Raw genomic sequence first — 23,982 nt, forward strand, 5'->3', positions numbered from 1 at the left:
TAGGCTCGACGCATGCCCGAGGAACTCGAACTCACGCAGGACGCGATCACCACGGTGCGGGAGTTCTTCGCCGCGCTGGAAGCGAGCGCGGTGGACGAGGCGCTGGAGCTGCTGCACCCCGACATCGTCTGGAAGAACACCTCGCTGCCCGATGTCCGCGGCATCCGCCGGGTGGGCGCGGTGCTGCGCGGCCTGGACCGCGAGGCGTTCGGTTTCGGCGTCGACATGCACCACATCGCCGCCGACGGCCCCATCGTGCTCACCGACCGCACCGACTACCTGCGGGCGGGCCCGCTCACGATCGGCTTCTGGGTCACCGGCACCTTGGCGCTGCGCGACGGCCGAATCGTGCTGTGGCACGACCACTTCTCGTGGGAAAACTTCTTGAAGGGCACCGCCGTCGGAATCGGGCGCGCGGCGCTCACCGCCGCACGCCGCACCCGTGGCTAGACGGTTGCCTGCCGACCGTCAGGAATGTTCGGCCAGGTACTCCAGGTAGAACGGCCGCAGCTGTTCGGCCAGCTCGCCCTCACCCGCGTGCACGTAGTCGTGCAGCAGGGCGGCGGTGTTGTTGACGTCCACCTCGGCCTCGCCCTGATCGCCGGTCTCGGCCTGGGCGGCCGGAATCCGCTCGAGCAGCTGCCACAGGAACTTCACGTCGCCGTGGCGCACCGCACGCTTCACCGCCTCGTCGTGGAGTTCCTTCGACGACAGGTTCTCGAGTTCCGTGTTTCCGGCCATGAAACCGACTCTAGCTCCCAGTCTCGTATCGGTTAACGAAAGATTCACGGACACGCCTTCACTTCCCCGAGCGCAGACCGGGTGGTCGGCGGTAGCGTCGGTGGTGCGGGCCGCGTCGGTGTGGTTCGTACGGGAGGTCCTGACCGTGACTGAGAAATTCAGTGCGAGAGGGCCGGCGCCCGGCCCTCGTGGCTATTGACGTAAGTCAGACGCCATCAGGGCCGGCCGGTCCAGCGAGATCGTCCGCGCGCGGGTGCCGCACGGACACAAAGGAGCCCACCGTGACTGCTGCACGCTCCGTTTCCGCCTCCTCGGCGACCTCCTCCAGGAAAGCCGCCGCTGTCCCTACAGACACCAAGGAGGCTCGCCCTTCGCTCTCCCAGAAAACCTTTGTCATCGACACGTCCGTGCTGCTGTCGGATCCCTGGGCATTCACCAGGTTCGGCGAGAACGACGTGGTGCTTCCGCTGGTCGTCATCAGCGAACTCGAAGGCAAACGGCACCATCACGAACTGGGCTGGTTCGCGCGGGAAGCCCTGCGCAACCTGGATGATCTGCGCCTGCAGTACGGCAGGCTGGATGAGCAGGTGCCGATCGGCACCGAGGGCGGAACGCTGCAGGTGGAACTCAACCACACCGACCCCGCGGTACTGCCCGTCGGATTCCGCACCGACACCAACGATTCCCGCATCCTCGCCTGTGCGCTCAATCTCGCGGCCGAGGGCCGCGAGGTGGTGCTGGTGTCCAAGGACATTCCGCTGCGCGTCAAAGCCAGCGCGGTGGGGTTGCACGCCGACGAATACCGCGCCCAGGACGTGGTGACCTCCGGCTGGGCCGGCATGGTCGAAATCGATGTGGCAAAAGAGCGGATCGATCAGCTCTACGCCGATTCCGTGATCGATCTGGATGAGGCCCGGGAACTTCCGTGCCACACCGGCATTCGGTTACTCGGGACGAGCTCCAGCGCGCTGGGCCGGGTCACGCCGGACAAGCGGGTGCAGCTGGTGCGAGAAAGGGAGGCCTTCGGTCTGCACGGCCGCTCCGCCGAACAGCGGATCGCGCTGGATCTGCTGCTGGACGAGAGCATCGGCATCGTCTCGCTCGGTGGCCGGGCCGGCACCGGTAAGTCGGCGCTCGCGCTGACCGCCGGTCTGGAAGCGGTGCTGGAGCGCCGTACTCAGCGCAAGGTGGTGGTGTTCCGTCCGCTGTACGCGGTCGGCGGCCAGGATCTGGGCTACCTGCCGGGCTCGGAGAGCGAGAAGATGGGGCCTTGGGCTCAGGCCGTCTTCGACACGCTCGACGGGCTGGCCAGCCGTGAGGTGCTGGAAGAGGTGCTCTCCCGCGACATGCTGGAGGTGCTGCCGCTCACCCACATCCGCGGCCGCTCGCTGCACGATTCGTTCGTGATCGTGGACGAGGCGCAGTCCCTGGAACGCAATGTGCTGCTCACCGTGCTCAGCCGGCTCGGCACCGGGTCGCGGGTGGTGCTCACCCACGATGTGGCCCAGCGCGACAACCTGCGGGTCGGCCGGCACGACGGTGTGGCGGCGGTGATCGAGAAGCTCAAGGGGCACCCGCTTTTCGCGCACGTCACCCTGACCCGCAGCGAGCGCTCGCCGATCGCGGCGCTCGTCACCGAGATGCTGGAGGAGTACGGACCGAACGCATAGGGCAAATGTGTAGCGTGTGTTTCATCTCACAACGAGCGGGTAATTACCTGCGGTGATACCTGTTCAGCGCGATCCGGCGAATCATTCTTTGATTCGCCGGATCGTTGCTTGAACGCCGATGGTCGCCACTTTCGAGAGGGATGGACATGAACCAATTCGCTCGACGAACGGCTACGTACACCACCGCGGCGCTCGGCGCCGCGGCCCTGCTGCTGGCCGCGGGCTGCAGCGAGGACGAGGCGAAAGAGAACGTCGACAAGGCCAAGGGCGCGGTCACCTCGGTGCTGTCCTCCCCGTCGGCCACTCCGTCCGGCACCGAGGCCGCCGAGGAAACCAAGATCGCCACCCAGAACGGCCCGGAGGTCACCGTCTCCGGCGACATCTACGAGAAGTACGTCGCGTCCGGCGGCGCCGCCGGTGCGCTGGGCCTGCCGCTCGAGGCGCAGGAGAACGGCCCGAACGGTGGCGAATACCAGGACTTCGTGGGCGGCACCATCTACGCGGCCGAGGAGGGTGAGCCGCACATCGTGTGGGGCGAGATCCGCAAGGCGTGGGAGGCCAACGGCGGCGCCAACGGCAAGCTGGGCTACCCGACCAGTGACGAGCAGGACGTCCCCGGCGGCAAGGAATCCACCTTCACCGGCGGCACCATCACCTGGAAGGACGGCCAGACCACCGTCACGCCGAACTAGCGCGGGGGAGCGCCCGAGCTTCCGGGCGCTCCTTTTTCTTGATACCAGGTGCCCCACGAAGTGTGATCAGCGACTAAGTTGTGCTGGTGCAGAATCACTTGACCGACCGCGAGTTGCTCGAAGCCCTCTCCGGCGAGGTGGAACTCGAGCTTCACCGGCACATCGAGCTGGCCGACGGCTGGCAGCCGCACGAATATGTGCCGTTCGACGACGGGCGTAATTTCGGCTTCCTGGGCGGAATCGATTGGGAGCCGGAGCAATCCGAGCTCGGCGAGATCGCCAAGCTGGCCCTGACGGTGAGCGTGCTCATCGCCGACAACCTGCCCTCCTATCACCGCGAGATCGGCAAGTACCTGCGCATCGGCCCCTGGTGGCGCTGGGTCGGCCGGTGGACCGCCGAGGAGAACCGGCACGAGATCATGCTGCGCAACTACCTGATGGTGACGCGCGCGGTCGATCCGATCGAATTGGAGCGCCTGCGCATGGCGCACATGACCAACGGGTTCCGCCGTCCCGCCCTGCACCTGCTGGACGTGCTGGCCAACTGCGCCTTCGAGGAGACGGCCTCCGCGGTCCGGCATCGCAATATCGCGGCGCTGGGTGAGAACGCGATGGTCACCGCGATGGCCGAGCGCATCGCGATCGACGACGAGATGCAGGCCTCGTTCTTCGCGCACCTGGTCGACGCCGCGTTCGCGCACGCCCCCGATCAGACGATGCGCGCCATCGCCGACCGGGTGGCCGACTTCACCGTGCCCACGGTGGCCCTGCCCGACGGCCGGACCAGCGACGAGCTGCTGGCCGAGGCCGGTATCTACGAGCCGGCCAAGCAGGACGAGCTGATCTTCGCGCCGCTGCTGCGCCGCTGGAACTTCTTCGAGCGCACCGATATCGGCGCCGAGGGCGAGGCCGCCCGGGCCGAGCTGGCGCACCTGCGGGCGCCGGCGCTGTCCGGGGCGTCCGAGTAGCAGACCTCGAATTCCCCCGCTGGTTTCCTACCGGCGGGGGAATTCGGCTGTCCGGGGTCGCTACTTGTCTTGGACCTTCGCCATCGACAGCACGTCGAGGCGGCGATCCAGCTCCGCCTCGGAGAGCTTGTCGCCGATCAGCCCGCGATCGATGACCGTCTGCCGGATCGTCTTCTGCTCCTTCAGCGCCTGCTTGGCCACCGCGGCCGCCTCCTCGTAGCCGATCGCCGAATTCAGCGGCGTCACGATGGACGGCGAGGACTCGGCCAGCGTGCGCAGCCGCTCCTCGTTCGCGACCAGCCCGGCCACGCACTTGTCGGCGAACAGCCTCGACACGTTGGCCAGCAGGCGGATCGACTCCAGCACATTGCGCGCCATCACCGGGATGTAGACGTTGAGCTCGAACGCGCCGCTCGCGCCGGAGAAGGCCACCGTCGCGTCGTTGCCGATCACCTGCGCGGCGACCTGCGTGACGGCCTCGGGCAGCACCGGATTGACCTTGCCCGGCATGATCGAGCTGCCCGGCTGCAGGTCCGGCAGCTGCAATTCGCCCAGACCGGTGAGCGGGCCCGACCCCATCCAACGGATGTCGTTGGCGATCTTGGTGAGGCTGACCGCGACGGTGCGCAGCGCACCCGAGACCTCCACCAGACCGTCCCGGGCAGCCTGCGCCTCGAAGTGATCCTGCGCCTCGGACAGGGCGTCGATGCCGGTCGAGCGCACCAGTTCCGCGACCACCCGGGTGCCGAAACCGTCCGGGGCGTTCAAACCGGTGCCGACCGCGGTGCCGCCGATCGGCAGCTCGCCCAGGCGGGGCAGGGTGGCCATCAGCCGCTCCATGCCGGCCGCGATCTGGCGGGTGTAGCCGCCGAACTCCTGACCGAGGGTGACCGGCACCGCGTCCATCAGATGCGTGCGGCCGGACTTCACCACGGTGCGCCACTGCACGGACTTGTCCAGCAGTGCCAGCCGCAGATGCTCCAGCGCCGGAACCAGATCCGTGATGACGGCCTCGGTCGCCGCCAGATGCGTCGCGGTCGGGAAAGTGTCGTTGGAGGACTGCGACATGTTCACGTCGTCGTTCGGGTGCACGTCCACGCCGGCGGCCTTGGCGAGGGAGGCGATCACCTCGTTGGCGTTCATGTTCGAACTGGTGCCCGAGCCGGTCTGGAAGACATCGATCGGGAACTGGTCGTCGTGCGCGCCCGCGGCGATCTCCTGGGCGGCGGCCACGATGGCGTCGGCCTTGGTCTTGTCCAGCAGGTCCAGGTCGCGATTCACCGTGGCGCACGCGGCCTTCAGCAATCCGAGCGCCCGGATCTGCGCCCGTTCCAGCCCGCGCCCGCTGATCGGGAAGTTGTCCACGGCCCGCTGCGTCTGCGCCCGCCAGAGGGCGTGCACGGGGACCTGGACTTCACCCATCGTGTCGTGCTCGATGCGAAATTCTCCGGGGATGGCAGCCGGCGGAGCTTGCGGAGCCGGCGGGGTGGGTGAACTCTGCGATTCCTCGGTCATGGGATCGACCATATGCCGCGAACGGAGCACGGTGGGCTGCCACGCCTGAGGTCATTCGCACATCGGGCGCGGGGAATAAGACTCAGGAAGAGAAGAGCATCCGCTACTCGGCGGAAAAGAAAGGCGCGCAGGCCGAGTGGCCTGCGCGCCGAGATCTGTCGCCGGGGCGATCAGGGTAGCGGGGGGACCGCGTCCTCGTCGCCGATGAAGTCGACCGAGCTGTACTCGCGCAGCTTGGTCAAACGGTGGTAGGCGTCGATCATGCGGACGGTGCCGGACTTGGACCGCATGACGATGGACTGGGTGGAGGCGCCGCCGCCGTAGTAGCGGACACCGCGCAGCAGATCGCCGTCGGTGACGCCGGTGGCGCAGAAGAAGATGTTCTCGCCGGAGACCAGATCCTCGGTGGACAGGATGCGGTCCAGGTCATGGCCCGCGTCGATGGCCTTCTGGCGCTCGTCGTCATCGGTCGGGGCCAGCATGCCCTGCAGCGCGCCTCCCATACAGCGCATGGCGGCCGCGGCGATGATGCCCTCGGGCGTGCCGCCGATGCCGACCAGGATGTCGGTGCCCGAGTCGGGGCGCGCGGCGGCGATGGCGCCGGCCACGTCACCGTCGGAGATCAGGCGGATCCGCGAACCCGCGTCGCGCACCTGCTGGATCAGGTCCGCGTGGCGCGGCCGATCCAGGATGCAGACGGTCAGATCGGACTTCGACAGCTTCTTCGCCTTCGCGACCCGGCGGATGTTCTCGCCGATCGGGGCGGAGACATCGATCACGTCGGCGGCGTCCGGGCCGACCGCGATCTTGTGCATGTAGAACACCGCGGACGGATCGAACATGGCGCCGCGCTCGGCGACCGCGAGCACCGCGATCGCGCCGGGGGAACCCTTCGACATCAGCGTGGTGCCGTCGACCGGATCGACCGCGAAGTCCACCTCGGGACCGGTGCCGTCGCCCACCAGCTCGCCGTTGTAGAGCATCGGGGCTTCGTCCTTCTCGCCCTCGCCGATGACCACGACACCGCGCATGGAGACCGAGTTGACCAGCTCACGCATCGCGTCGACGGCGGCACCGTCGCCACCCTCCTTGTCACCGCGGCCGACCCACCGGCCCGCGGCCATCGCCCCGGCCTCGGTCACCCGGACCAATTCGAGCGCAAGGTTGCGGTCCGGTGCCTCGCGGCGGCTAGTGGGCGAAGATGCCGTCATGGCGGGGTGCCTCCCTCGGGTTGTACGTACCGGACGATTGTCTCATTACGTGCGCCGGAGTCGTGCCACCCCTGGTCGGCGGGACCGATACCGAAGTGGATACTGGGGGCGTGTCGTACCAGAAACCGCGGATTCTGCTGAACTACAAGGATCTGTTCCTGTCGCTGATTCCGTTGGTGCTGATCGTGGTGGTCTTCGCGGGCGTGGCCAGCCAGTGCAGCTTCGCCGCCAAGGGCCCGACCCAAGGTCAGATCCCGCATTTCGACGTCAAGACGGCGCTCACCGCCGACGCGAAGACGCTGCCGTTCCCGATCCGGAACCCGGCCGTGCCCGCCGACTGGACCCCCAACTCCGGCAGCCGCGCCGACATCACCGGCGCGGGCGGCGGCGCGGCCAGCACCGTGGGCTACATCACCCACCAGGGCACCTACATGCAGCTGACCCAGACCGCCGCCACCGAGGAAGCGCTGGCCCGCTTCGTGCTCGGCTCCCGCTACGCCAGCGGCACCCAGCAGCTGGGCAATCAGCGCTGGACCGTCTACGCCGAGCCGACCGAGGAAACCGCCTGGATCGCCGACCTCGGCACCTCGCGCGTGCTGATCAAGGGCGCGGGCAACGAGGGCGCCTTCAAGACCCTGGCGCAGGCGATCGGCACCGCCCAGCCGCTCACGCGCTGAGCATCGCCCACCTTTACGCCTCTTCGGCGGCCTCGGAGCGGGAGATCGCGTCCTCGACGCGCTGGCGCGCGCCCGCGAGGTGCTCCTCGCAGCGATTCGCCAGCGCCTCGCCGCGCTCCCACAGGGCCAGCGACTCGTCCAGGTCCATGCCGCCCTGCTCCAGCATCTTCACCACGTTGACCAGTTCGTCGCGCGCGCGTTCGTAGCCGAAGGTCGCGATCTCGGCGGCTTCCTCGGTGGATACGGCCTCGGTGCCGGCATCGGCCACGGTCAGTTCCTCTCGGTGCGGTTGGTCTTGGTGGCGCCCAGCGCCTGGGTGCCAAGCGCCGCCGCGCTGATCGCGCCGTCGGCGACGCGGATACGCAGCTGGCTACCCGCGGGCGCGTCCTCGATGCTGCGCACGACGTGGCGTTCCGGCCCGGTCACGCGCTGCACGACAGCGTAGCCACGCGACAGGGTCGCGGCGGGGCCGACCGCGGTCAGCTTTTCGCGCAGGTGCCGGGCGGCCGTCGATTCGGTGCGGATCAGCTGCTCGGCGTTGCGCCGCGCGGAGGTGCGCAGCCGCTCGACTTCCTCGGTGCGCCGGTCGATTTCGCGCAGCGGGTCGGCCAGCACGGGACGGGACCGCAGCTGGGCCAGCGCGCGGGTCTCGCGCTCCACCCAGCCGCGCAGCGCGGCGACCGAACGCGCGCGCATATCCCGGACACCCGCCAATTCGGCCGCGGCGTCGGGCACTACACGCTTGGCGGCATCGGTCGGCGTGGCGGCGCGCACGTCGGCGACGTAATCGCTGAGCGGGTTGTCGGGCTCGTGGCCGATGGCGCTCACGATCGGGGTCTTCGCGGCCACGATGGCCCGGCACAGGGTCTCGTCGGAGAAGGCGAGCAGGTCTTCTACGCTGCCACCGCCGCGGGCCAGCACGATCACCTCGACCGCGGGATCACGCTCCAGATCGGCCAGTGCCGCGATGATCTGCGGCACCGCGGCCGGACCCTGGGTCGCGGTGTTGCGAATCTCGAAATGGACCGCGGGCCAGCGACTCTGCGCCACCGAGACGACATCGCGCTCGGCCGCGCTGGCCCGGCCGGTGATCAGCCCGATCGTCCTGGGCAGGAAGGGGAGTGGGCGCTTGAGACGCGGATCGAACAGGCCCTCGGCCGCCAGCAGGGCCTTCAGCCGCTCGATGCGGGCCAGCAGTTCGCCGACGCCGACGGGCCGAATCTCGAGCACGCGCAACGAGATCGTGCCGCGGCCGGTGAAGAAGGAGAGCTTGCCGTAGACGACGACGCGGGTGCCCTCTTGCAGCGGCACCGGGGATTTGCGGATCAGCTCCGGATCGCAGGTGACCGAGAGCGACATGTCGACCGACGGGTCGCGCAGCACCAGAAACGCGGTGCGGGTGCCGGGCCGCAGATTGATCTGGGTGATCTGGCCTTCGACCCAGATACTGCCCAGCCGATCGATCCACTGCGAGACCTTCATCGACACCGAGCGCACCGGCATCGGCGCTTCGGCGGAATTCGGCGGGCTCGCCGGTGGGTTGGCCGCGGAGGTCATACAGCTAGATATACGCGGTGCCACCGACGCGCTCGCGCAGCGGTCGGCCGGGATGCGCTTTCCGCACCCGGCCGGGCCGCGAAAATTACTGCGCCTGAACGGTGGCGATCCGGTTCGTCAGCATGGTGACGAACGGCGCCCGGGCCCGCGTCTGCTGCTCGTAGTCGAGCAGTGCGGCCAGATCCTCGAGGGTCAGCATGCGCAGCCGGGCGCGCAGCTGGGCCAGGGTCATGTTGGCGTAGTCGTAGCGGGTGGCGACCTCCGGCTCGACGACCTCCGCGGGCTCCGGCTCGGCCGCGGCGGCGGGTTCGGGTTCCGGCTCGGATTCCGCCTCCGGGCGGTTGAATTCCGGCACCGTGATGGTCGTCACTGCCGTGACATGACCATTGGCCGTGCGGGTGGGCTCCGCGGGCTCGCCGTCGGTGTAGAGGTCGAAGCGACTGGTACGGCCGGCGGCCGGCGCGTCGAAGCCGGGAGTTTGCTCGCCCGGCAGATCCTCGTCGAAGGTGGCCCAGTCCGGCTGGTCGACGGGCGCGTTGCCGAGCCGGTCGAACACGGCGTCGCCCTTGAGCGCGAGGCTGGTCACGAACTGCTGCAGGTGCATCGTGGTCTGCAGCAGCTGACTGATCGCGGTGATCGGGAAATTCATTGCCGTCGTAGGTAACCGGCGGGTTTCCTCGAGGGCGTATACGGCGGCACCGGCGGCGACCCGGGCCAGGAACGGAGGTCGGAACATGGTCCTAGCCTGCCCGATCCGGTCGGCTATGCAAAGACTTACTGTCACAGACACATCGTGATGCCGGTCATGCCGCTTCATCCGGCCGGGTATCGGTCGGTGCGCGCCAGTAAGCTGTGGGGCATGTCTTCGGCCATACCTTTGAACCTCGGAATCGCCCGCTCGGCGGGCGCCGGATCAGCCGATGCCAATGGGGGAAAGCGCGTCCTACTCGCGGAGCCGCGCGGCTACTGCGCGGGGGTGGACCGCGCGGTGGAGACGGTGGAGAAGGCGCTGGAGAAACACGGCGCCCCCATCTACGTGCGCAAGGAGATCGTGCACAACCGGCACGTGGTGGAGACGCTGCGCGATCGCGGCGTCGTGTTCGTCGACGAGACCGACGAGGTGCCCGAGGGCCAGGTGGTGGTCTTCTCCGCGCACGGCGTTTCGCCGATGGTGCACGAGACCGCGGCCGAGCGGAACCTGCACACCATCGATGCCACCTGCCCGCTGGTAACGAAGGTGCACCAGGAAGCCAAGCGCTTCGCCCGCGACGATTACGACATCCTGCTGATCGGCCACGAGGGCCACGAGGAAGTCGAGGGCACGGCCGGCGAGGCGCCGGATCATGTGCAGCTCGTGGACGGCCCGGATTCGGTGGACAAGGTCACCGTGCGCGACGAGTCCAAGGTGATCTGGCTGTCGCAGACCACGCTCAGCGTGGACGAGACGATGGAGACGGTGAAGCGGCTGCGCGAGCGGTTCCCCGGATTGCAGGATCCGCCGAGCGATGACATCTGCTACGCCACCCAGAACCGTCAGGTCGCGGTGAAAGCGATGGCGCCGGAATGCGATCTGGTGATCGTGGTCGGTTCGCGCAACTCGTCGAACTCGGTGCGGCTGGTCGAGGTCGCGCTCGGCGCCGGCGCGAAGGCGTCCTACCTGGTCGATTACGCCAAGGAGGTCGACCCGGCCTGGCTCGAGGGTGTCGGCACCATCGGCATCACCTCCGGCGCCTCGGTCCCGGAGATCCTGGTGCAGGGTGTGCTGGAAATGCTGGCCGAGTACGGGTTCGGCGAGGTTCAGCCGGTGACCACCGCGAACGAGACGCTGGTCTTCTCGCTTCCGCGCGAACTGCGCGCCGCTCGTAACTGATCGCGACAGTCCCGGCGGGCACGCCGGCCGGGACTCGAGCGGTTCCTAGAGGTTGTTCTCGGGCTTGCGTCGCTCGGGCCGGCCCGCTTCCCGCTCCCGGTAGCGCACGTTCGGGCGCGGCAAGGGCGGGTTGTCGCTGCGCGGCGTGGCCGAACGGCCACCGCGGCCGGTCCGCCCATCGCGCGGCCGGCCCGACTTGCCCACGCGCGGCGGCGTATCGGCGACCTCGCCGGAACCGCGCTTGCTCACCCGCGCCGGCGGGTACTTATCGGTCTTCTGCTCTTGCAGATCCGGGTCGAGGTCGTTGTCCGGATCGGTCTGATCGCGCCGGCCGCGGCGCTTCGGGGTATCCGCGAGGGCGCCCCGGCCGGGCCGGGACCGTCCGGTCGCGGTGGTGCGGCCCCACGCCGAACCGCGGCGCGCTTCCGCGGCCGTCTCGGCGGACTGCTCGCGCCGGGCCAGATAGATCCGGATGCCGCCGATGATCAACACCAGCGCGGTGGCCAGCAGCATCGTCGGGAATCGGGACACCAGCGGGAGCGCCAGGTTCAGCAGCACGTCTTTGAGGCCGCCGGACGAACCCTCGGAAAGCTGCTGGTAGGCCAGCGGCACGGCGATAACCATCAGCAGGGGCGGCAGCACCATCGTGCTGAACAAGCCGCGGTAGCGAACGACGAGTACCGCGACTACGCAACCGGCGACGTAAAGCGTGGCGAAGGTGCCCGTCAGCTCGGTCATGTCGCCGTTGGCGTCGATCAGGAACCCGAGGAACGCGCAGGCAACCGCAATCAGGACGGCTGCGCCGGCCGGGATACCCGGCACCGACGGCAGGAACGAACGTTGCGGCGCGGGCACCCGGGAACGCACACGTTGGGAAGCAGCCACGGTATGAACCCTAACCGCCGTCGCGCCGTACGGCGTTATGGCACGGCGCGACGGCCATCACTGGCTAACCGTCGGCATCGGCGAAGCCGACCGCGCGCGGCCAGGAATCCACCCGGGCGATGGTGGGCACTTCCTGCTCGGCTATCTCCATGTCGTGCAGCTTGCGGGCCGTCACCATCACCCGTGATTCCACCGAGGCCACCGTGTAGTTGAACGCGTCCACGGCTTTCGACAGCTGCGCGCCGAGCCGGTCCAGGTGCCGGCCGGTCATGCCGAGGCGGGAGTAGAGCTCCCGGCCCAATTGCTGAATTTTTGCCACATCCTGGGACAGCGCCTCCTGCCGCCAGCTGAACGCCACCGTGCGCAGCAGGGCGATCAGTGTCGTGGGAGTAGCCAGGATGACGTTGCGCCCGAACGCGTATTCCAACAGCCCCGAGTCGGTGGTGAGCGCCGCGTCGAGGAACGGATCGCCCGGCACGAACAGCACCACGAACTCCGGGGACGGATCGAAGGCCGCCCAGTAGGCCTTGTCGGCCAGCTGGTCGATGTGGGCGCGCAGATGCTTGGCGTGCCGGAGCAGATGCGCGCCGCGCTCGTCGGGATCCTCGACCGCGCTGGCGTCCAGATAGGCGCTGAAGGGCACCTTGGCGTCGACCACGATGTGCCGGCCGCCCGCCAGCCGGACCACCAGGTCGGGTCGGACCGTGCCGGTGCGGTCGGCATTGCCGTCACCCCGGGCGGCCCGGCTGACCTGGGTGTCGAAATCGCAGTGCCTGGTCATACCGGCCAGCTCGACCACGCGCTCAAGCTGGATCTCGCCCCAGCGGCCCCGGATCTGCGGTGCCCGCAGTGCCGCCACCAGCTGCGAGGTCTGGCTGGTGAGCTGATGCGAGGTGCGCTGCATCCCGGCCACCTGTTCGCGCAGGCCGGAGTAGGCGTTGATGCGGCTGTGCTCGACCTGCTGGATGTGCTGATTCAGGGCGCCGACCGCCTCCCGCAGCGGGTCGACCATGGCGCCGATCGCGTGGGAGTGGCGGCGGGCCGCGTCCTCGTTGGCGGCGGACAGCGATTGGCGCAGCAGCTGCTCGTTGTCGGTGGCCGCAGCCAGCCTGGCCTCGGCGGTGGCGGCTCGTTGCCCGGCGTGGGCGGTGTGGCCCAGCCAGCCCAGCCCGACTCCGGCGGCGAATACCAGCAACAGTGCGAAGAGCATCGATGCGGTCATGGACGAGATAGTGCCGTACCCCACCGACAAGTTCCGGCCGCCAGCAACTTCACAGCGCCGGTGTCGGCAAACCGACTGAGCCGCAGGTATGTCAATGACTGTGGACAGCTGAGCGGATTGCAGCAAATGAGCTGTGAAGTCGGCTGCGCGCCGGTGCGCGCCGAAACCCGCTGGCGCTGCGCCTACCACGGGCCGGTGGCTGCCCGCGGAGATCGTTCGCGGCCCCGCGGCGTCTGTGCCGCAGCCGTGAGTTCGGGCACTCGATTCCGCGCGTCGTGCCGGAAACACGCCGCTGAGGAACTCGGCAAACCCGACACCCGGCTCTCGGCAATTGAATTGTGTCGGTGGGTGCGCCTACGTTTCTCGCCATGCGGCTGCTGCACACCTCCGACTGGCATATCGGTCGTACCTTCCACGGTGTCGATCTGCTTGCCGATCAAGCACGTTCGCTGAGTGCCATCGCGGAGCTGGTGGCCGCCGAGTCGGTGGATGTCGTGGTGCTGCCCGGCGATGTGTACGACCGCTCGATTCCCAGCGCCGACGCCATCGCGGTCTGCATCCGCGGCTTCGAGGCCATCCGTGCCGCCGGCGCGCAGATCGTCGCGACGTCCGGCAATCACGATTCGCCCGCCCGGCTCGGCGCCGGCGCCAGCTTCGCCGCCGCGGGTGGCCTGCATCTGCGCACCACCGTCGCCGAGGCGGACCGGCCGGTGCTGCTGGCCGACGCGCACGGTGCCGTCGCCTGCTATGGCATCCCCTATCTCGAGCCGGAGATCACCCGCGCCGAACTCGGCGTGCCGCAGGCGCGTTCGCACGCCGAGATCCTGGCTGCCGCGATGGGCCGGATCCGCGCCGATATCGCCACCCGCGGCGATATTCGCACGGTGGTGCTCGCGCACGCCTTCGTCGTCGGGGGCGAGGCGACGGGGTCGGAGCGCTCCATCTCCGTGGGTGGTGTGGAGACGGTGCCGCAGTCCGCCTTCGACGGCATCGATTATGTGGCGCTGGGGCATCTGCACTCACCACAGACGTTGTCGGAATCGGTGCGGTACTCCGGCTCGCCGCTGCCCTACTCGTTCGCGGAGAACTCGCACCGCAAGGCGGTGTGGATCGTCGAGCTCGACGCCGACGGCCTCGGTTCCGTCGAGCGTCACGACCTTCCGCTGGTCCGCGGCCTGAGCAGGCTGACCGGCACGCTGGACGAATTGCTCTCCGGCGCGGCCTATTCCGAGGCCGTCGAGCACTACGTGTCGGCGACCTTGACCGACCATGCCCGTCCCGTGGACGGGCTGCGCAAACTGCGCGAACGCTTCCCGCACGCCGTGCACGTGGAATGGTCACGCCCGGAAGGCAATCCGGAATTGCGCTACCGTGAGCGGGTGCACGGCCGCCGCGACACCGAAGTAGCGCACAGCTTCCTCACCGATGTCCGCGGCGCCCCGTCCGCCGGTGAGATGACCTGGCTGGAGCGGGCACTGGCCGCCGCGGTCGCCGAACCGGAGCGGGCGCCTGCCGTCGCGGAGCAGTCCGGGCGCGGGGAACTGTCTGCATGAGGCTGCATCGGCTGGAGATGACAGCGTTCGGCCCCTTCGCCGAGACCACCGCGGTCGATTTCGACGCGCTCGGAGCCGATGGGCTGTTCCTGCTGCACGGGCAGACCGGCGCGGGCAAGACCACCGTGCTGGACGCGATCGCGTTCGCCCTCTACGGGCGGGTGCCCGGCGCGCGCGGGGAGAGCAAACGCCTGCACTCCGATCACGCGCCGGAGCAGACCGCGCCGCAGGTGGTCCTCGAAGCCACGCTGGGCGGACGGCGCCTGCGGCTCACCCGGACTCCGGAATTCGAGCGCCCCAAGTTGCGCGGCACCGGCATGCGCACCGAGCAGGCCAAGGCCACGCTGGCCTGGCTGGACGGGCGCGGAGCGAACCTGGCCCGCATACCCGACATCGGGGAGGAGATCGTGCGGCTGCTCGGGATGAGCGCCGACCAGTTCTTCCAGGTGGTGTTGCTGCCGCAGGGCGATTTCGCCCGATTCCTGCGCGCCGACAACGAAGATCGCGAGAAGCTGCTCGAAAAGCTCTTCGACACCGAACGATTCGGTAGCGCCGAGCAGTGGCTGGCGGATAAGCGCCGCGCCTCGGCCGGCGATCTGGAGAAGCGCCGCCAGGGCATCGAGCGGTTGATCGCCCAGATCCGCGGCGCCGCCGGCCTGAGCGTCACCGAATCCGTCGGACCGCTGGAATCGGTCGGCTGGTCCCAGGACCTGCTCGCCGCCGCCCGCGCCGACCTGTCCACCGCCACCGTCGAAACCGAACGCTGCCAACAGGAATCGACCCGCGTCGGCACACGCGCCGAAGACCAGCGCCGACTGCACGAACTCCGCCGTCGAATGACCACCGCCCAAACGCAACTCGCCGACTACGCCGCGAAGAGCGATCATCGGACGGCCTTACAAGCCGAACTGGAAGCGGCGCGGCGAGCACAGCCGGTGGCCGACGCGATCGATGAGGCCCGTGCGGCTGTCATGACGAACCGTCGCCGCGATGGCGAAAAACGCGATGCAGCAGTGCAGTTCGTGTCCGCACTCGTGGAGCCAGCTGCCGCTGAAGTCGGTGGCCGTGAGCTGATCGACGAATCCGGCGGTTCGGCCCCATCGGGCGGTCATATGGCCGCAACGGGTGAGGGCGCCGCGGGTGGCCGCGTCGAATCCGTGGGCGAGAGTGTCGCAGGGACTCGCGCTGCTGATCGGCCCGACAGCCGCGCTGAAGCGATCGGCGCGGGTGCTCGGGGTGGCGGTAATGCGGTGGGCGCGGGCGTTCGAGCGGACGTGGATGCCGGCAGCGCCGCGGTGATCCGTGCCGACGCTGATATCGATGCCGCGATCCGGCGCTGGAGCAGTCAGATCGGTGCACTCGAGGAGATCGGGGCCGACGCCGCTACCGCGACCAAGATGACCGCCGAATTGACCGGGCTGCGGGAGGAAGACGCCGCGGTGGCCGGCCGCATCGGCAAGCTCACGCGGTTGCGTGAACAGCTGCCCGCGTCGATCACCACTATCGAGGGCCGCTTGCGGGAGGCCACCGAGGCGGTCGCGCTGTTGCCCGCGCTGACGGCCGATTGTGAACGGCTGCAAGCGGCGGCGACTGCCGCGGTCGAATTGGCCAGGCACCGGCAGACGGTGGATCGGGCCCGGATCGAGTTCGAGACCGCGCGTACCGCGCACAACGACGCCAAGGAGCGCGTGCTGGATCTGCGCGAGCGCCGCTTGGCCGGGATGGCCGCGGAACTGGCCGGGCAGCTGAATGATGGTCTGCCGTGCACTGTTTGCGGTTCGGCCGATCATCCGGCTCCGGCCCGCCCCACCTCGGACGCGGTGTCCAAGGACGCCGAGGACGCGGCGGAGGCCGCCGCCCGCACCGCCGAGGCGAAGCGCGATCAAGTGCTGTCCCGGATCACCGAACTCGAACGCGATATCGAAGGGCTGATCGCCCGCGGCGGCGACACCGATCGGGTCGAACTCGCGACCGCCTTGCGCACCGCCACCGACCGCTACGAGGACGCCTCCGGAAGTGCCACTCTCGCCGAGAGTTTGACCGCGGAGCTGGCCCGGGTGCGCTCGGACGAAACCCGCCTGCACGACGAACTCCGCGAAGCCGAGACCCGCCGCGGGACGATCACCACTCAGATCACCACGATCGCCGCCCGCCTGGTCGAACTCACCGACCGCCTGCGCGCCGCCGCGGGCGCCGACGAAACCATCGATCGCCGCCGCACCCGCCTGCACACCCTCATCACCCTCGCCACCACCTTCCGCGACACCAGCGCCCAGGCCGCCGCCGCCCGCGAAGCCGTCTCCGTAATCGCCACCCGCGTCGAAAGCCTCGCCCTCGCGGCGGGTTTCGTGCTCGACGCGGAGACCGCGCGTGCGATCGGTGCTGCGATATCCGCTGAGATAAAGGCTCCGGAAACAGGCGCTGCCAACACATTCGACAGCCGCCCGCTGCATGATGGCAACCGCCCACTGCGTGACGACAGCCGCGCACCGCGTGACGACGTCGCACTGCTCACCGCCTACGCCAAACTGGTGACCGCCGCCGCTCGAACCACTCAGCGCCAGAACGACATCGATGCCGAACTCGTAGCCGCCGACCGTGCCCGTGCGCACGCGGAGGCGGTGCTGGCCGAACCCGAGGTGCAGGCCGCCGGTGCGGCCGAACCCGGCGATCTGGCCGAACTGGAAGCGGCCGTGGCCCAGGCTCGCTCGCAGCTGAATGCGGCGGTGGCCGCGCATGCCGACGCCACGCGCCGGGTCAAACTGCTCGAGGAACTCGGCGGGCAGCTGTGGACCGAGGTCGACCGTATCGCCCCGCTGCAGCAAGCCCATGATGAGCTTGCGGGTCTCGCCGAGGTGGTCGCGGGCCGCGGCGAGAACAACCGCCGAATGTCGTTGCGCTCCTACGTCCTTGCGGCTCGCTTGGAAGAGGTTGCCCTTGCTGGCTCGGTGCGCTTGCGCCGAATGTCCAGCGGCCGTTACGAATTCGTGCACACCGACAAGGCAGGACCGCGCGGCCGTCGCGGTGGCCTCGGTCTGGACATCCGCGACGACTACACCGGCGCGATCCGCCCGGCCAAGACCCTCTCCGGCGGCGAGACCTTCATGGCCTCACTGGCTTTGGCGCTGGGCTTGGCCGACACCGTGGCGGCGGAATCCGGCGGCATCGTCCTGGACACCCTGTTCATCGACGAGGGCTTCGGCGGCCTGGACGCCGACACTCTCGACGCGGTGATGGGCGTCCTGGACGAACTGCGTTCCAACGGCCGGGTGGTGGGCGTGGTCAGCCACGTCGACGAAATGCGCCAGCGCATCCCCAGCCGCCTGCATGTCCGTCGTACCCCCACCGGGTCCCACCTGCAAACGATCGTCGCGTAGCCGAACTAGGCCTCGTGGTCGAGCAACCACCGTTTGGCGTCCAGCCCCCAGCGGAATCCGCCCAGCGCACCACCGATGCGCAGGACGCGGTGGCAGGGGACGAACAGCGCGGCGGCGTTGCGGGCACAGGCGTTCGCGGCGGCGCGGGTAGCGGCCGGACGGCCGGAGAGCGCGGCGTATTCGGTGTAGGTGACGGGCTCGCCGGCGGGAATCTTGCGCAGGACTTCCCAAGCGTACGTGAGGAATTCGCCGGAATGCTGGCGCACCGGGATCGCGTCGATGGCGGTGAGATCGCCCCCGTGATAGTCGATGATCGCTGTGCTCACCGCGCCGAGCGAATCGCGCCGGCGCAGGTCGGCGGGCCGCAGCCTGGAGTGGATCAGCTGGCGCAGGTTCTCGGCGTCGGCGGTCCAGCCGGCGGCCAGCACCGCGCCGTCGGCGGCCGCGATGGCGGTGAAGGGGCCGATGGGCGTGTCGACGACGGTGAAGTCGGCGGTGGTCATGACGGGCGTCCGTTCTTCTTGGGGGAGGTGGCTTTTCGAGGGGCGGCGGCGCGATCGGCCAGCGCCGCTTTCCACAGGTGCATGGACAGGTAGGAGCGCCAGGGGCCGTACCGCGCGGTGTCGGTGAGGTCAAGGCCGAGCAGCGTCGCGCCTTGGCGAACCACCAGGTCCGTGTCGAGCAGGATGTCGGGGTCGGCCAGCAGGCGCATGGTCACGTAGTCGGCGGTCCAGGGGCCGACGCCGTCGAGGGCCAGCAGATCGCGGCGTAGCTCGGCGGCGGTGCGGCCCTGGTGTAGCTGGAGTTCCCCGCCGGCCAGGGCGGTGGCCGCGCCGATGATGGAGCGGACCCGTTTGGCCGGGCCGGTCAGCACTTCCGCGCCGTGCTCGGCGACGACCGCCGGGGTGGGGAACAGCCGGGGCAGCGGCCCGGCGATCGGTTCGCCGAGCGCCTGCACCAGCCGCGCGGTGTGCGTGGCCGCGGCCGAGACCGAGATCTGCTGTCCGATCATGGTGCGTAGCAACAGCTCCGGGCCGTCCAGGCAGCCGGGCACGCGGATGCCCGGGCTGAACAGCGGCCGCACGGGCTCGAGCGGCCGCGGCACCGAGTCGGCGGCACCCGCGGCACCCGCGTCGGGCAGCCCGTCGACGGTCAGTTCGGCGACCGTCTCGGCCGGCCGCACCCCGAGCACCTCGTCGATGCCGACCGGGTCGGCGTCCAGATCCAGCAGGTGCCGCAGCCGCCCGACGGTCGGCGCGAGGTCACGCATGTCGTGCAGCGCGATTTCGGCGCGCACATGATCGCTCTGGAAGCTGAGCCGGGCGATGGCGTGCCCGTGCGGGGTGCGCAGGGCCCGGGTGTAGGCCCGGTCCTCCCACAGCTCCATGCCCGGTGTCACATGCGCCGACAGGAACCATTCCAGCCAGGCCCGATCCAGCGGCTCACGGTACGGAAGCCGCAGTGTCAGAGCGCCGTTGGTGCTGGGCACGGGCTCGCGCCGGGCGCGCTGGCGGGCCTCGGTGCGCATCACCGTCGGGCTGACGGCGAACACCTCGCGCACCGTGTCGTTGAACTGCCGGATACTGGCGAACCCGGCCGCGAACGCGATGTCCGACATCGGCATCTCGGTGGTCTGGATCAGCAGTCGCGCCGTATGCGCGCGGTGCGCCCGGGCCAGCGCCAGCGGTCCGGCCCCCAGTTCGGTGGTGAGCACCCGGGTCAGCTGCCGCTGCGAGTAGCCGAGGGTGGCGGCCAGGGCGGGCACGCCGCCCCGCTCGATCACCCCGTCCCCGATCAGCCGCATGGCCCGCGCGGCCAGATCGGCCCGGGTGTTCCACAGCGGTGAGCCGGGCGCGGCGTCGGGCAGGCAACGCCGGCAGGCTCGGAAGCCGGCCTGCTGGGCCGCCGCCGCGGTGGGCAGGAAGCTGACATTGGTCGGCTTCGGCGTGATCGCCGGACAGGAGGGGCGACAGTAGATACCGGTGGTGCGCACCGCCGTGAAGAACTGCCCGTCGAACCGGGAGTCCCGCGTCGAGACCGCCCGATAACACCGTTCGAAATCCAACGCCATGATCGTCACGTCCTCCACAATGTCAGCTCCCCGAGCGCGGTGCTAGCGGAAAACAGACACCGCCCCCGACTCTGTGTGGACACACAAAAACGGGGGCGGATCTTTGATAGTCGAGGTGGTTACGGCTGCCCCGGTAATCGGGGGCCTAGAAATCGGGGTCTATGACTTCCAAATGCTGCGGCATAGCGTGATCGGCGCTGCTTCGGGCATTTGGGGCAGTCCGAAAATGCTAAAGCAAAGGGAAATTCGATGAAACGATCACTTGCCGCAGCCGCCCTGGCCGGTGCGCTGACGCTGGCCCCGATAGCCACCGCCAACGCACAGCACCCTGCCCCAGCCCCCGCGCAGGCTGCGGCAACCCCCGCCGCAGCCGAACCGGTTGCCCTACCGCCCGACTTCAACCCCTTCCACGTCCTCCTGGAACTGCTGCACACCGGATCCTCCAGCCTCAGCGGTGGCGCCAAGTCCACCGCCGCGCCGGTCGCCTCCGGGTTCCAGGAGTTGCTGTGGGCGCTGACCGCCGGCTCCTCCAGCGCCAGCGCCGAGGACCAGGCGTGCCGGGAATCGTACGAAGGCCTGATGCACGGCTGCCCCGGTCTCCTGCAACGGCTCCTCGGTAGCGGTTCCGCGAAATAGTAATCAGCAGCAGCGGTTCGGAGTTCGCGTTCGGCCTCGTCGTCGGTCCCGCCAGTGCTGCCGCGCGCCCGGGATCTCGCAGCCGGGTCGCGCGTGCCCCTGGCGACATGGGCCAGGGAACCGGGGTCTGTGGGCTGGGCCCATGCCCGAATACCGTGATCTTCGCTGCTTCGGGGGGCAGTCAGGCAGTTCCGAAAAGTTAGAGCAGAAGGAATTTGATGAAGCGATCACTTGCCGCGGCCACCCTGGCCGGCGCGCTGATGCTGGCCCCGATGGCCACCGCCGCCGCCACCGCCGAGGCCGAACCGGCCGCCCCGGTCTCGGGGTGCGCCACCATCCCGCCCGGTGGGTGTAGCTGGTTTCACGAGCTCGGAAACCTGCTGTCGGCAGGCTCCTCAGCCCTCAGTAGCGGCTCGAAAGCCAAGTCCTGAGCCTGGATACGGAACCGCCCGGCACGCGAGGCGTGCCGGGCGGTTCGCTGTTCAGCAGCAGCGGTTCTGGGGTTTGCGTTCGGCTTCGTCATACCGGTCGCGCCAGTATTGGCGCTCGCTCGGGATTTCGCAGCCGGGATGCTCGCGCCGCAGATGCGCCACGTAGCGCTGGTAATCCTGTCCGCCGATGATGGCGTTGTACCAGCTCAGCAGGCTCCGAACGGCGCCGAGCAGACGCCGCAGCACGGCCGGTCGGGTGGACCGGCCGCGCTGCGGCACATCGGGATTCGTCACTTACTCAGGCTGACGTCCGGGCTCTCGGCCCCGTGCGCGGCGCCGCGCGGGGCGAGTTTTCCGGCCGCGACCAGCTCGTCCCACTCCTTCTGCACGGCCTTCTCCTCCGCCGTCGGCAGGAACCCGCTCGGCTCGAAGATCTTCGAGGGGACCTCTTCGGTTTCGGTCGTCTCCGAACCGCCCTTGCGCCAGGCCTTGAAGCAGACCAGCGCACCGACGATCGCGACGATCAGCACCATCGCGGCGAACACGATCGACAGCGAACCCTGGATGAAGGTGTTGCGCACGACGATGTCGACCTCTTCGGGAGTCTTCGCCGTCAGGCACAGCTTCCCGGCCGCCTGGGCCTGCTCACAGATGCTGTTCTGCTTCCAGTAACCCACCTTCGGGTCGGCGGAGAAGATCTTCTGCCAGGAGGCGGTCATCGTGACGAGCAGATCCCAGACCAGCGGGATGCCCGGGATCCAGGCCCACTTGGTGTAGCCCTTCTTCACCAGGATGGTCAGTACCACGGTCAGCGCGATCGCGGCGAGCAGCTGGTTGGCGATGCCGAACAGCGGGTAGAGCGCGTTGATGCCGCCGAGCGGATCGTTGACGCCCATCAGCAGGATGGAGCCCCATCCGGCGACCACGATCAGCGAGCACAGCCAGGCGCCGACCCGCCAGGACGGATCCTTGAACTTGCGCAGCGGGCCACCGAAGTTGCCGAACGCGTCCGAGACCATGAAGCGCGCGACTCGGGTGCCCGCGTCGATGGTGGTGAGGATGAACAGCGCCTCGAACATGATCGCGAAGTGGTACCAGAACGACTTCATGCCGGCGCCGCCGAGGAACTTGCTGAACACCTCGGAAATGCCGACCGCGAGGGTGGGCGCGCCACCGGTGCGCGAGATGATCGACTTCTCACCCAGATCCGAAGCGGCCTGCGAGAACGTCTCCGCGGTGGCCGGCGGGCCGGAGAGCCCGAGCGAATTCGTGTACGCCGCGGCTTTTTCGGGCGTGCCGCCGGTGAGGCCGGCGGCGGCGTTCATGCCGAAGTACAGGTGCTGGTCGATGATGGTGGCGGTGATGATGGCCATCACCGCGACGAACGACTCCATCAGCATGCCGCCGTAGCCGATCATCCGGGCGTGCGATTCCTTGGCCAGCAGTTTCGGCGTGGTGCCCGAGGACACCAGCGCGTGGAAACCGGACAGCGCGCCACAGGCGATGGTGATGAACAGGAACGGGAACAGGCTGCCGGCGAAGGCCGGACCGGTCTTGTCGAAGGCGAACTGCGACACCGCGGGCGCCTTCAGCACCGGCATGGTGATCAGGATGCCGATGGCGAGCAGGCCGATGGTGCCGATCTTCATGAAGGTCGACAGGTAGTCGCGCGGGGCGAGCAGCAGCCACACCGGCAGCACCGAGGCGACGAAGCCGTAGGCGATCAGCAGCCAGGCGATGGTGACCTTGGACAGGGTGAACCAGTCCACGCCCCAGGCGGTTTCGGAGACCCAGCCACCGGAGATGATGGCGAGCAGCAGCAGCACGATGCCGATCACGGACACCTCGCCGACCGCGCCGGGCCGCAGGTACCGCAGGTAGACGCCCATGAACAGGGCGATCGGGATGGTCATGCCGATGGAGAACACGCCCCACGGGCTCTCGGCCAGCGCGTTGACCACGACCAGCGCGAGCACCGCCAGCAGGATCATCATGATCACGAGGATGCCGACGATGGCGGCCACGCCGCCGATCGCGCCGAGCTCGTCCCGGGCCATCTGCCCGAGGCTGCGGCCGCGCCGCTTGGTGGAGGCCCACAGCACCAGGTAGTCCTGCACGGCGCCGGCGAAGACCACGCCGACCACGATCCAGATGGTGCCCGGCAGATAGCCCATCTGCGCGGCGAGCACGGGACCGACGAGCGGGCCGGCGCCGGCGATGGCGGCGAAGTGGTGGCCGTAGAGGACCCGCCGGTCCATCGGCATGTAGTCCTTGCCGTTTTCCAGGATCTCGGCAGGGGTAGCCAGGTCGTCGCGGGGCTTGGTGATTTTCCATTCGATGAACTTGGCGTAGAACCGGTAGGCGGTGATATAGGTACACACCGCCGCGATCACGATCCACACCGAGTTGACGGACTCGCCGCGCGCGATACCGACGACCGCCCAGGCGATGGCGCCGAGGATCGCGATCGCGGCGAAGATCGCTTTCTTCTTCGCCGTGATCGGGGTTTTGTCGACCACGCCTACCGGGGGTAGGTCTGGGTCTGTCCGCAGATATTCGATTGTCGCCATCGAGCCCTCATCTCCTGAAAAGCGCAGGGTGCAGCAGGAACCAGAAAAAACGTAACCGATCGCGGAGCTTTGCCGAGTGGATTCGCGCCGTCGGTAGCTCGAGGTTTTGTTCTGTCCAGTGTGTCCGCCGTCACCTGCGTTATAGCCGTGCGTATGCTGCCACGCCGCCTCAGCTCGCGCCACATCCTTCGGGGAGCCTTAAGGAGGTCTGAACATTCGGATCGGATGAACGGTCGATACCGTGCGACGAACGGTCGCGGATCCGCGACCGGCGGTCGATCGCGATTTTGCCGTAAGTATGCTGCTGCGCGTCCGTGGCAGTCCCTTCGAGGCTCG

Annotated in this window: 22 protein-coding genes; 10 read left to right on the forward strand and 12 right to left on the reverse strand. The window is 68.9% G+C overall.

The annotated features are described in order from the left end of the window. Positions 1 to 12: 12 nt before the first annotated feature. Positions 13 to 450, forward strand: coding sequence for a limonene-1,2-epoxide hydrolase family protein (locus tag AB0H76_RS00985; protein WP_357315531.1), 438 nt, complete (start codon positions 13 to 15; stop codon positions 448 to 450). An 18-nt stretch (positions 451 to 468) separates the two neighbouring features. On the opposite strand, the gene AB0H76_RS00990 is transcribed toward AB0H76_RS00985, so the two are convergent. Beyond that, entirely contained in the window at positions 469 to 741 is a 273-nt protein-coding gene (locus tag AB0H76_RS00990) for a hypothetical protein (protein WP_357315534.1), read from the reverse strand. 281 nt (positions 742 to 1,022) lie between these two features. Here AB0H76_RS00990 and AB0H76_RS00995 point away from each other — a divergent pair, with 281 nt between their 5' ends. From AB0H76_RS00995 to AB0H76_RS01005, 3 genes are all read left to right on the forward strand, one after another. Then, positions 1,023 to 2,411: a PhoH family protein gene (locus AB0H76_RS00995; RefSeq protein ID WP_357315536.1), complete on the forward strand. Its 1,389-nt coding sequence runs from the start codon at positions 1,023 to 1,025 to the stop codon at positions 2,409 to 2,411. Positions 2,412 to 2,557: 146 nt separating this feature from the next. Continuing rightward, positions 2,558 to 3,103, forward strand: coding sequence for an esterase (locus AB0H76_RS01000; protein WP_357315538.1), 546 nt, complete (start codon positions 2,558 to 2,560; stop codon positions 3,101 to 3,103). A gap of 86 nt (positions 3,104 to 3,189) precedes the next feature. Next, positions 3,190 to 4,071: an acyl-ACP desaturase gene (locus AB0H76_RS01005; RefSeq protein WP_357315540.1), complete on the forward strand. Its 882-nt coding sequence runs from the start codon at positions 3,190 to 3,192 to the stop codon at positions 4,069 to 4,071. A gap of 60 nt (positions 4,072 to 4,131) precedes the next feature. Here AB0H76_RS01005 and AB0H76_RS01010 read toward each other — a convergent pair whose 3' ends face one another. Beyond that, positions 4,132 to 5,586: a class II fumarate hydratase gene (locus tag AB0H76_RS01010; RefSeq protein WP_357315543.1), complete on the reverse strand. Its 1,455-nt coding sequence runs from the start codon at positions 5,584 to 5,586 to the stop codon at positions 4,132 to 4,134. A 170-nt stretch (positions 5,587 to 5,756) separates the two neighbouring features. After that, a complete protein-coding gene (glpX, locus tag AB0H76_RS01015; protein WP_357315545.1) occupies positions 5,757 to 6,797 on the reverse strand; it encodes a class II fructose-bisphosphatase in 1,041 nt (346 codons plus the stop codon). A 110-nt stretch (positions 6,798 to 6,907) separates the two neighbouring features. Here glpX and AB0H76_RS01020 point away from each other — a divergent pair, with 110 nt between their 5' ends. Beyond that, complete coding sequence (locus AB0H76_RS01020; RefSeq protein ID WP_357315548.1) at positions 6,908 to 7,474, forward strand: DUF4245 domain-containing protein; 567 nt, start codon at positions 6,908 to 6,910, stop codon at positions 7,472 to 7,474. Between the two features lie 13 nt (positions 7,475 to 7,487). On the opposite strand, the gene AB0H76_RS01025 is transcribed toward AB0H76_RS01020, so the two are convergent. The 3 genes from AB0H76_RS01025 to AB0H76_RS01035 all read right to left on the reverse strand — a co-directional run bounded on the left by AB0H76_RS01025 (position 7,488) and on the right by AB0H76_RS01035 (position 9,767). After that, positions 7,488 to 7,742: an exodeoxyribonuclease VII small subunit gene (locus AB0H76_RS01025; protein WP_357315551.1), complete on the reverse strand. Its 255-nt coding sequence runs from the start codon at positions 7,740 to 7,742 to the stop codon at positions 7,488 to 7,490. Between the two features lie 2 nt (positions 7,743 to 7,744). After that, complete coding sequence (gene xseA, locus AB0H76_RS01030) at positions 7,745 to 9,031, reverse strand: exodeoxyribonuclease VII large subunit (RefSeq protein ID WP_357315554.1); 1,287 nt, start codon at positions 9,029 to 9,031, stop codon at positions 7,745 to 7,747. An 85-nt stretch (positions 9,032 to 9,116) separates the two neighbouring features. Continuing rightward, positions 9,117 to 9,767: a lipid droplet-associated protein gene (locus AB0H76_RS01035; protein ID WP_357315556.1), complete on the reverse strand. Its 651-nt coding sequence runs from the start codon at positions 9,765 to 9,767 to the stop codon at positions 9,117 to 9,119. A 123-nt stretch (positions 9,768 to 9,890) separates the two neighbouring features. Here AB0H76_RS01035 and AB0H76_RS01040 point away from each other — a divergent pair, with 123 nt between their 5' ends. Continuing rightward, complete coding sequence (locus AB0H76_RS01040) at positions 9,891 to 10,901, forward strand: 4-hydroxy-3-methylbut-2-enyl diphosphate reductase (RefSeq protein ID WP_357315558.1); 1,011 nt, start codon at positions 9,891 to 9,893, stop codon at positions 10,899 to 10,901. A 45-nt stretch (positions 10,902 to 10,946) separates the two neighbouring features. Here the strand turns inward: AB0H76_RS01040 and AB0H76_RS01045 are convergent, their stop codons facing one another. Further along, a complete protein-coding gene (locus AB0H76_RS01045) occupies positions 10,947 to 11,786 on the reverse strand; it encodes a DUF6542 domain-containing protein (RefSeq protein ID WP_357315562.1) in 840 nt (279 codons plus the stop codon). A 64-nt stretch (positions 11,787 to 11,850) separates the two neighbouring features. Further along, entirely contained in the window at positions 11,851 to 13,008 is a 1,158-nt protein-coding gene (locus AB0H76_RS01050; protein ID WP_357315565.1) for a DNA recombination protein RmuC, read from the reverse strand. Between the two features lie 368 nt (positions 13,009 to 13,376). Here AB0H76_RS01050 and AB0H76_RS01055 point away from each other — a divergent pair, with 368 nt between their 5' ends. Both AB0H76_RS01055 and AB0H76_RS01060 read left to right on the forward strand, forming a co-directional pair. Continuing rightward, positions 13,377 to 14,561: an exonuclease SbcCD subunit D gene (locus tag AB0H76_RS01055; protein ID WP_357315568.1), complete on the forward strand. Its 1,185-nt coding sequence runs from the start codon at positions 13,377 to 13,379 to the stop codon at positions 14,559 to 14,561. Further along, complete coding sequence (locus AB0H76_RS01060) at positions 14,558 to 17,938, forward strand: AAA family ATPase (RefSeq protein ID WP_357315571.1); 3,381 nt, start codon at positions 14,558 to 14,560, stop codon at positions 17,936 to 17,938. Before AB0H76_RS01055 ends, AB0H76_RS01060 begins: the two co-directional genes overlap by 4 nt. 5 nt (positions 17,939 to 17,943) lie before the next feature. Here the strand turns inward: AB0H76_RS01060 and AB0H76_RS01065 are convergent, their stop codons facing one another. Next, positions 17,944 to 18,441, reverse strand: a complete 498-nt coding sequence (locus AB0H76_RS01065; RefSeq protein WP_357315574.1) for a methylated-DNA--[protein]-cysteine S-methyltransferase — start codon at positions 18,439 to 18,441, stop codon at positions 17,944 to 17,946. After that, positions 18,438 to 20,009: an Ada metal-binding domain-containing protein gene (locus AB0H76_RS01070; protein ID WP_357320266.1), complete on the reverse strand. Its 1,572-nt coding sequence runs from the start codon at positions 20,007 to 20,009 to the stop codon at positions 18,438 to 18,440. Before AB0H76_RS01070 ends, AB0H76_RS01065 begins: the two co-directional genes overlap by 4 nt. 249 nt (positions 20,010 to 20,258) lie before the next feature. On the opposite strand from AB0H76_RS01070, the gene AB0H76_RS01075 reads away from it, so the two are divergent. After that, positions 20,259 to 20,645 carry a hypothetical protein gene (locus AB0H76_RS01075; RefSeq protein WP_357315577.1) on the forward strand — a complete coding sequence of 129 codons (387 nt, stop codon included), beginning with the start codon at positions 20,259 to 20,261 and terminating at the stop codon, positions 20,643 to 20,645. 218 nt (positions 20,646 to 20,863) lie between these two features. Beyond that, positions 20,864 to 21,076, forward strand: coding sequence for a hypothetical protein (locus AB0H76_RS01080; RefSeq protein WP_357315580.1), 213 nt, complete (start codon positions 20,864 to 20,866; stop codon positions 21,074 to 21,076). 51 nt (positions 21,077 to 21,127) lie between these two features. Here AB0H76_RS01080 and AB0H76_RS01085 read toward each other — a convergent pair whose 3' ends face one another. Further along, positions 21,128 to 21,370, reverse strand: coding sequence for a YbdD/YjiX family protein (locus tag AB0H76_RS01085; protein WP_357315583.1), 243 nt, complete (start codon positions 21,368 to 21,370; stop codon positions 21,128 to 21,130). Next, the gene (locus tag AB0H76_RS01090) at positions 21,367 to 23,646 is read right to left on the reverse strand and encodes a carbon starvation CstA family protein (RefSeq protein ID WP_357315586.1); all 2,280 of its coding nucleotides are present in this window, start codon (positions 23,644 to 23,646) and stop codon (positions 21,367 to 21,369) included. The genes AB0H76_RS01085 and AB0H76_RS01090 overlap by 4 nt, the downstream gene beginning before the upstream one ends. Positions 23,647 to 23,982 lie beyond the last annotated feature (336 nt).

This window comes from Nocardia sp. NPDC050712, from assembly GCF_040654295.1.
Classification (GTDB): Bacteria; Actinomycetota; Actinomycetes; order Mycobacteriales; family Mycobacteriaceae; genus Nocardia.

Excerpts from the sequence above, each read along its gene's own strand:
- AB0H76_RS00985 (WP_357315531.1), top strand. The coding sequence starts at position 13 with ATGCCCGAGGAACTCGAACTCACGCAGGACGCGATCACCACGGTGCGG.
- AB0H76_RS00990 (WP_357315534.1), bottom strand. The coding sequence starts at position 741 with ATGGCCGGAAACACGGAACTCGAGAACCTGTCGTCGAAGGAACTCCAC.
- AB0H76_RS01000 (WP_357315538.1), top strand. The coding sequence starts at position 2,558 with ATGAACCAATTCGCTCGACGAACGGCTACGTACACCACCGCGGCGCTC.
- AB0H76_RS01010 (WP_357315543.1), bottom strand. The coding sequence starts at position 5,586 with ATGACCGAGGAATCGCAGAGTTCACCCACCCCGCCGGCTCCGCAAGCT.
- glpX (WP_357315545.1), bottom strand. The coding sequence starts at position 6,797 with ATGACGGCATCTTCGCCCACTAGCCGCCGCGAGGCACCGGACCGCAAC.
- xseA (WP_357315554.1), bottom strand. The coding sequence starts at position 9,031 with ATGACCTCCGCGGCCAACCCACCGGCGAGCCCGCCGAATTCCGCCGAA.
- AB0H76_RS01035 (WP_357315556.1), bottom strand. The coding sequence starts at position 9,767 with ATGTTCCGACCTCCGTTCCTGGCCCGGGTCGCCGCCGGTGCCGCCGTA.
- AB0H76_RS01040 (WP_357315558.1), top strand. The coding sequence starts at position 9,891 with ATGTCTTCGGCCATACCTTTGAACCTCGGAATCGCCCGCTCGGCGGGC.
- AB0H76_RS01050 (WP_357315565.1), bottom strand. The coding sequence starts at position 13,008 with ATGACCGCATCGATGCTCTTCGCACTGTTGCTGGTATTCGCCGCCGGA.
- AB0H76_RS01055 (WP_357315568.1), top strand. The coding sequence starts at position 13,377 with ATGCGGCTGCTGCACACCTCCGACTGGCATATCGGTCGTACCTTCCAC.
- AB0H76_RS01060 (WP_357315571.1), top strand. The coding sequence starts at position 14,558 with ATGAGGCTGCATCGGCTGGAGATGACAGCGTTCGGCCCCTTCGCCGAG.
- AB0H76_RS01065 (WP_357315574.1), bottom strand. The coding sequence starts at position 18,441 with ATGACCACCGCCGACTTCACCGTCGTCGACACGCCCATCGGCCCCTTC.
- AB0H76_RS01070 (WP_357320266.1), bottom strand. The coding sequence starts at position 20,009 with ATGGCGTTGGATTTCGAACGGTGTTATCGGGCGGTCTCGACGCGGGAC.
- AB0H76_RS01075 (WP_357315577.1), top strand. The coding sequence starts at position 20,259 with ATGAAACGATCACTTGCCGCAGCCGCCCTGGCCGGTGCGCTGACGCTG.
- AB0H76_RS01080 (WP_357315580.1), top strand. The coding sequence starts at position 20,864 with ATGAAGCGATCACTTGCCGCGGCCACCCTGGCCGGCGCGCTGATGCTG.
- AB0H76_RS01090 (WP_357315586.1), bottom strand. The coding sequence starts at position 23,646 with ATGGCGACAATCGAATATCTGCGGACAGACCCAGACCTACCCCCGGTA.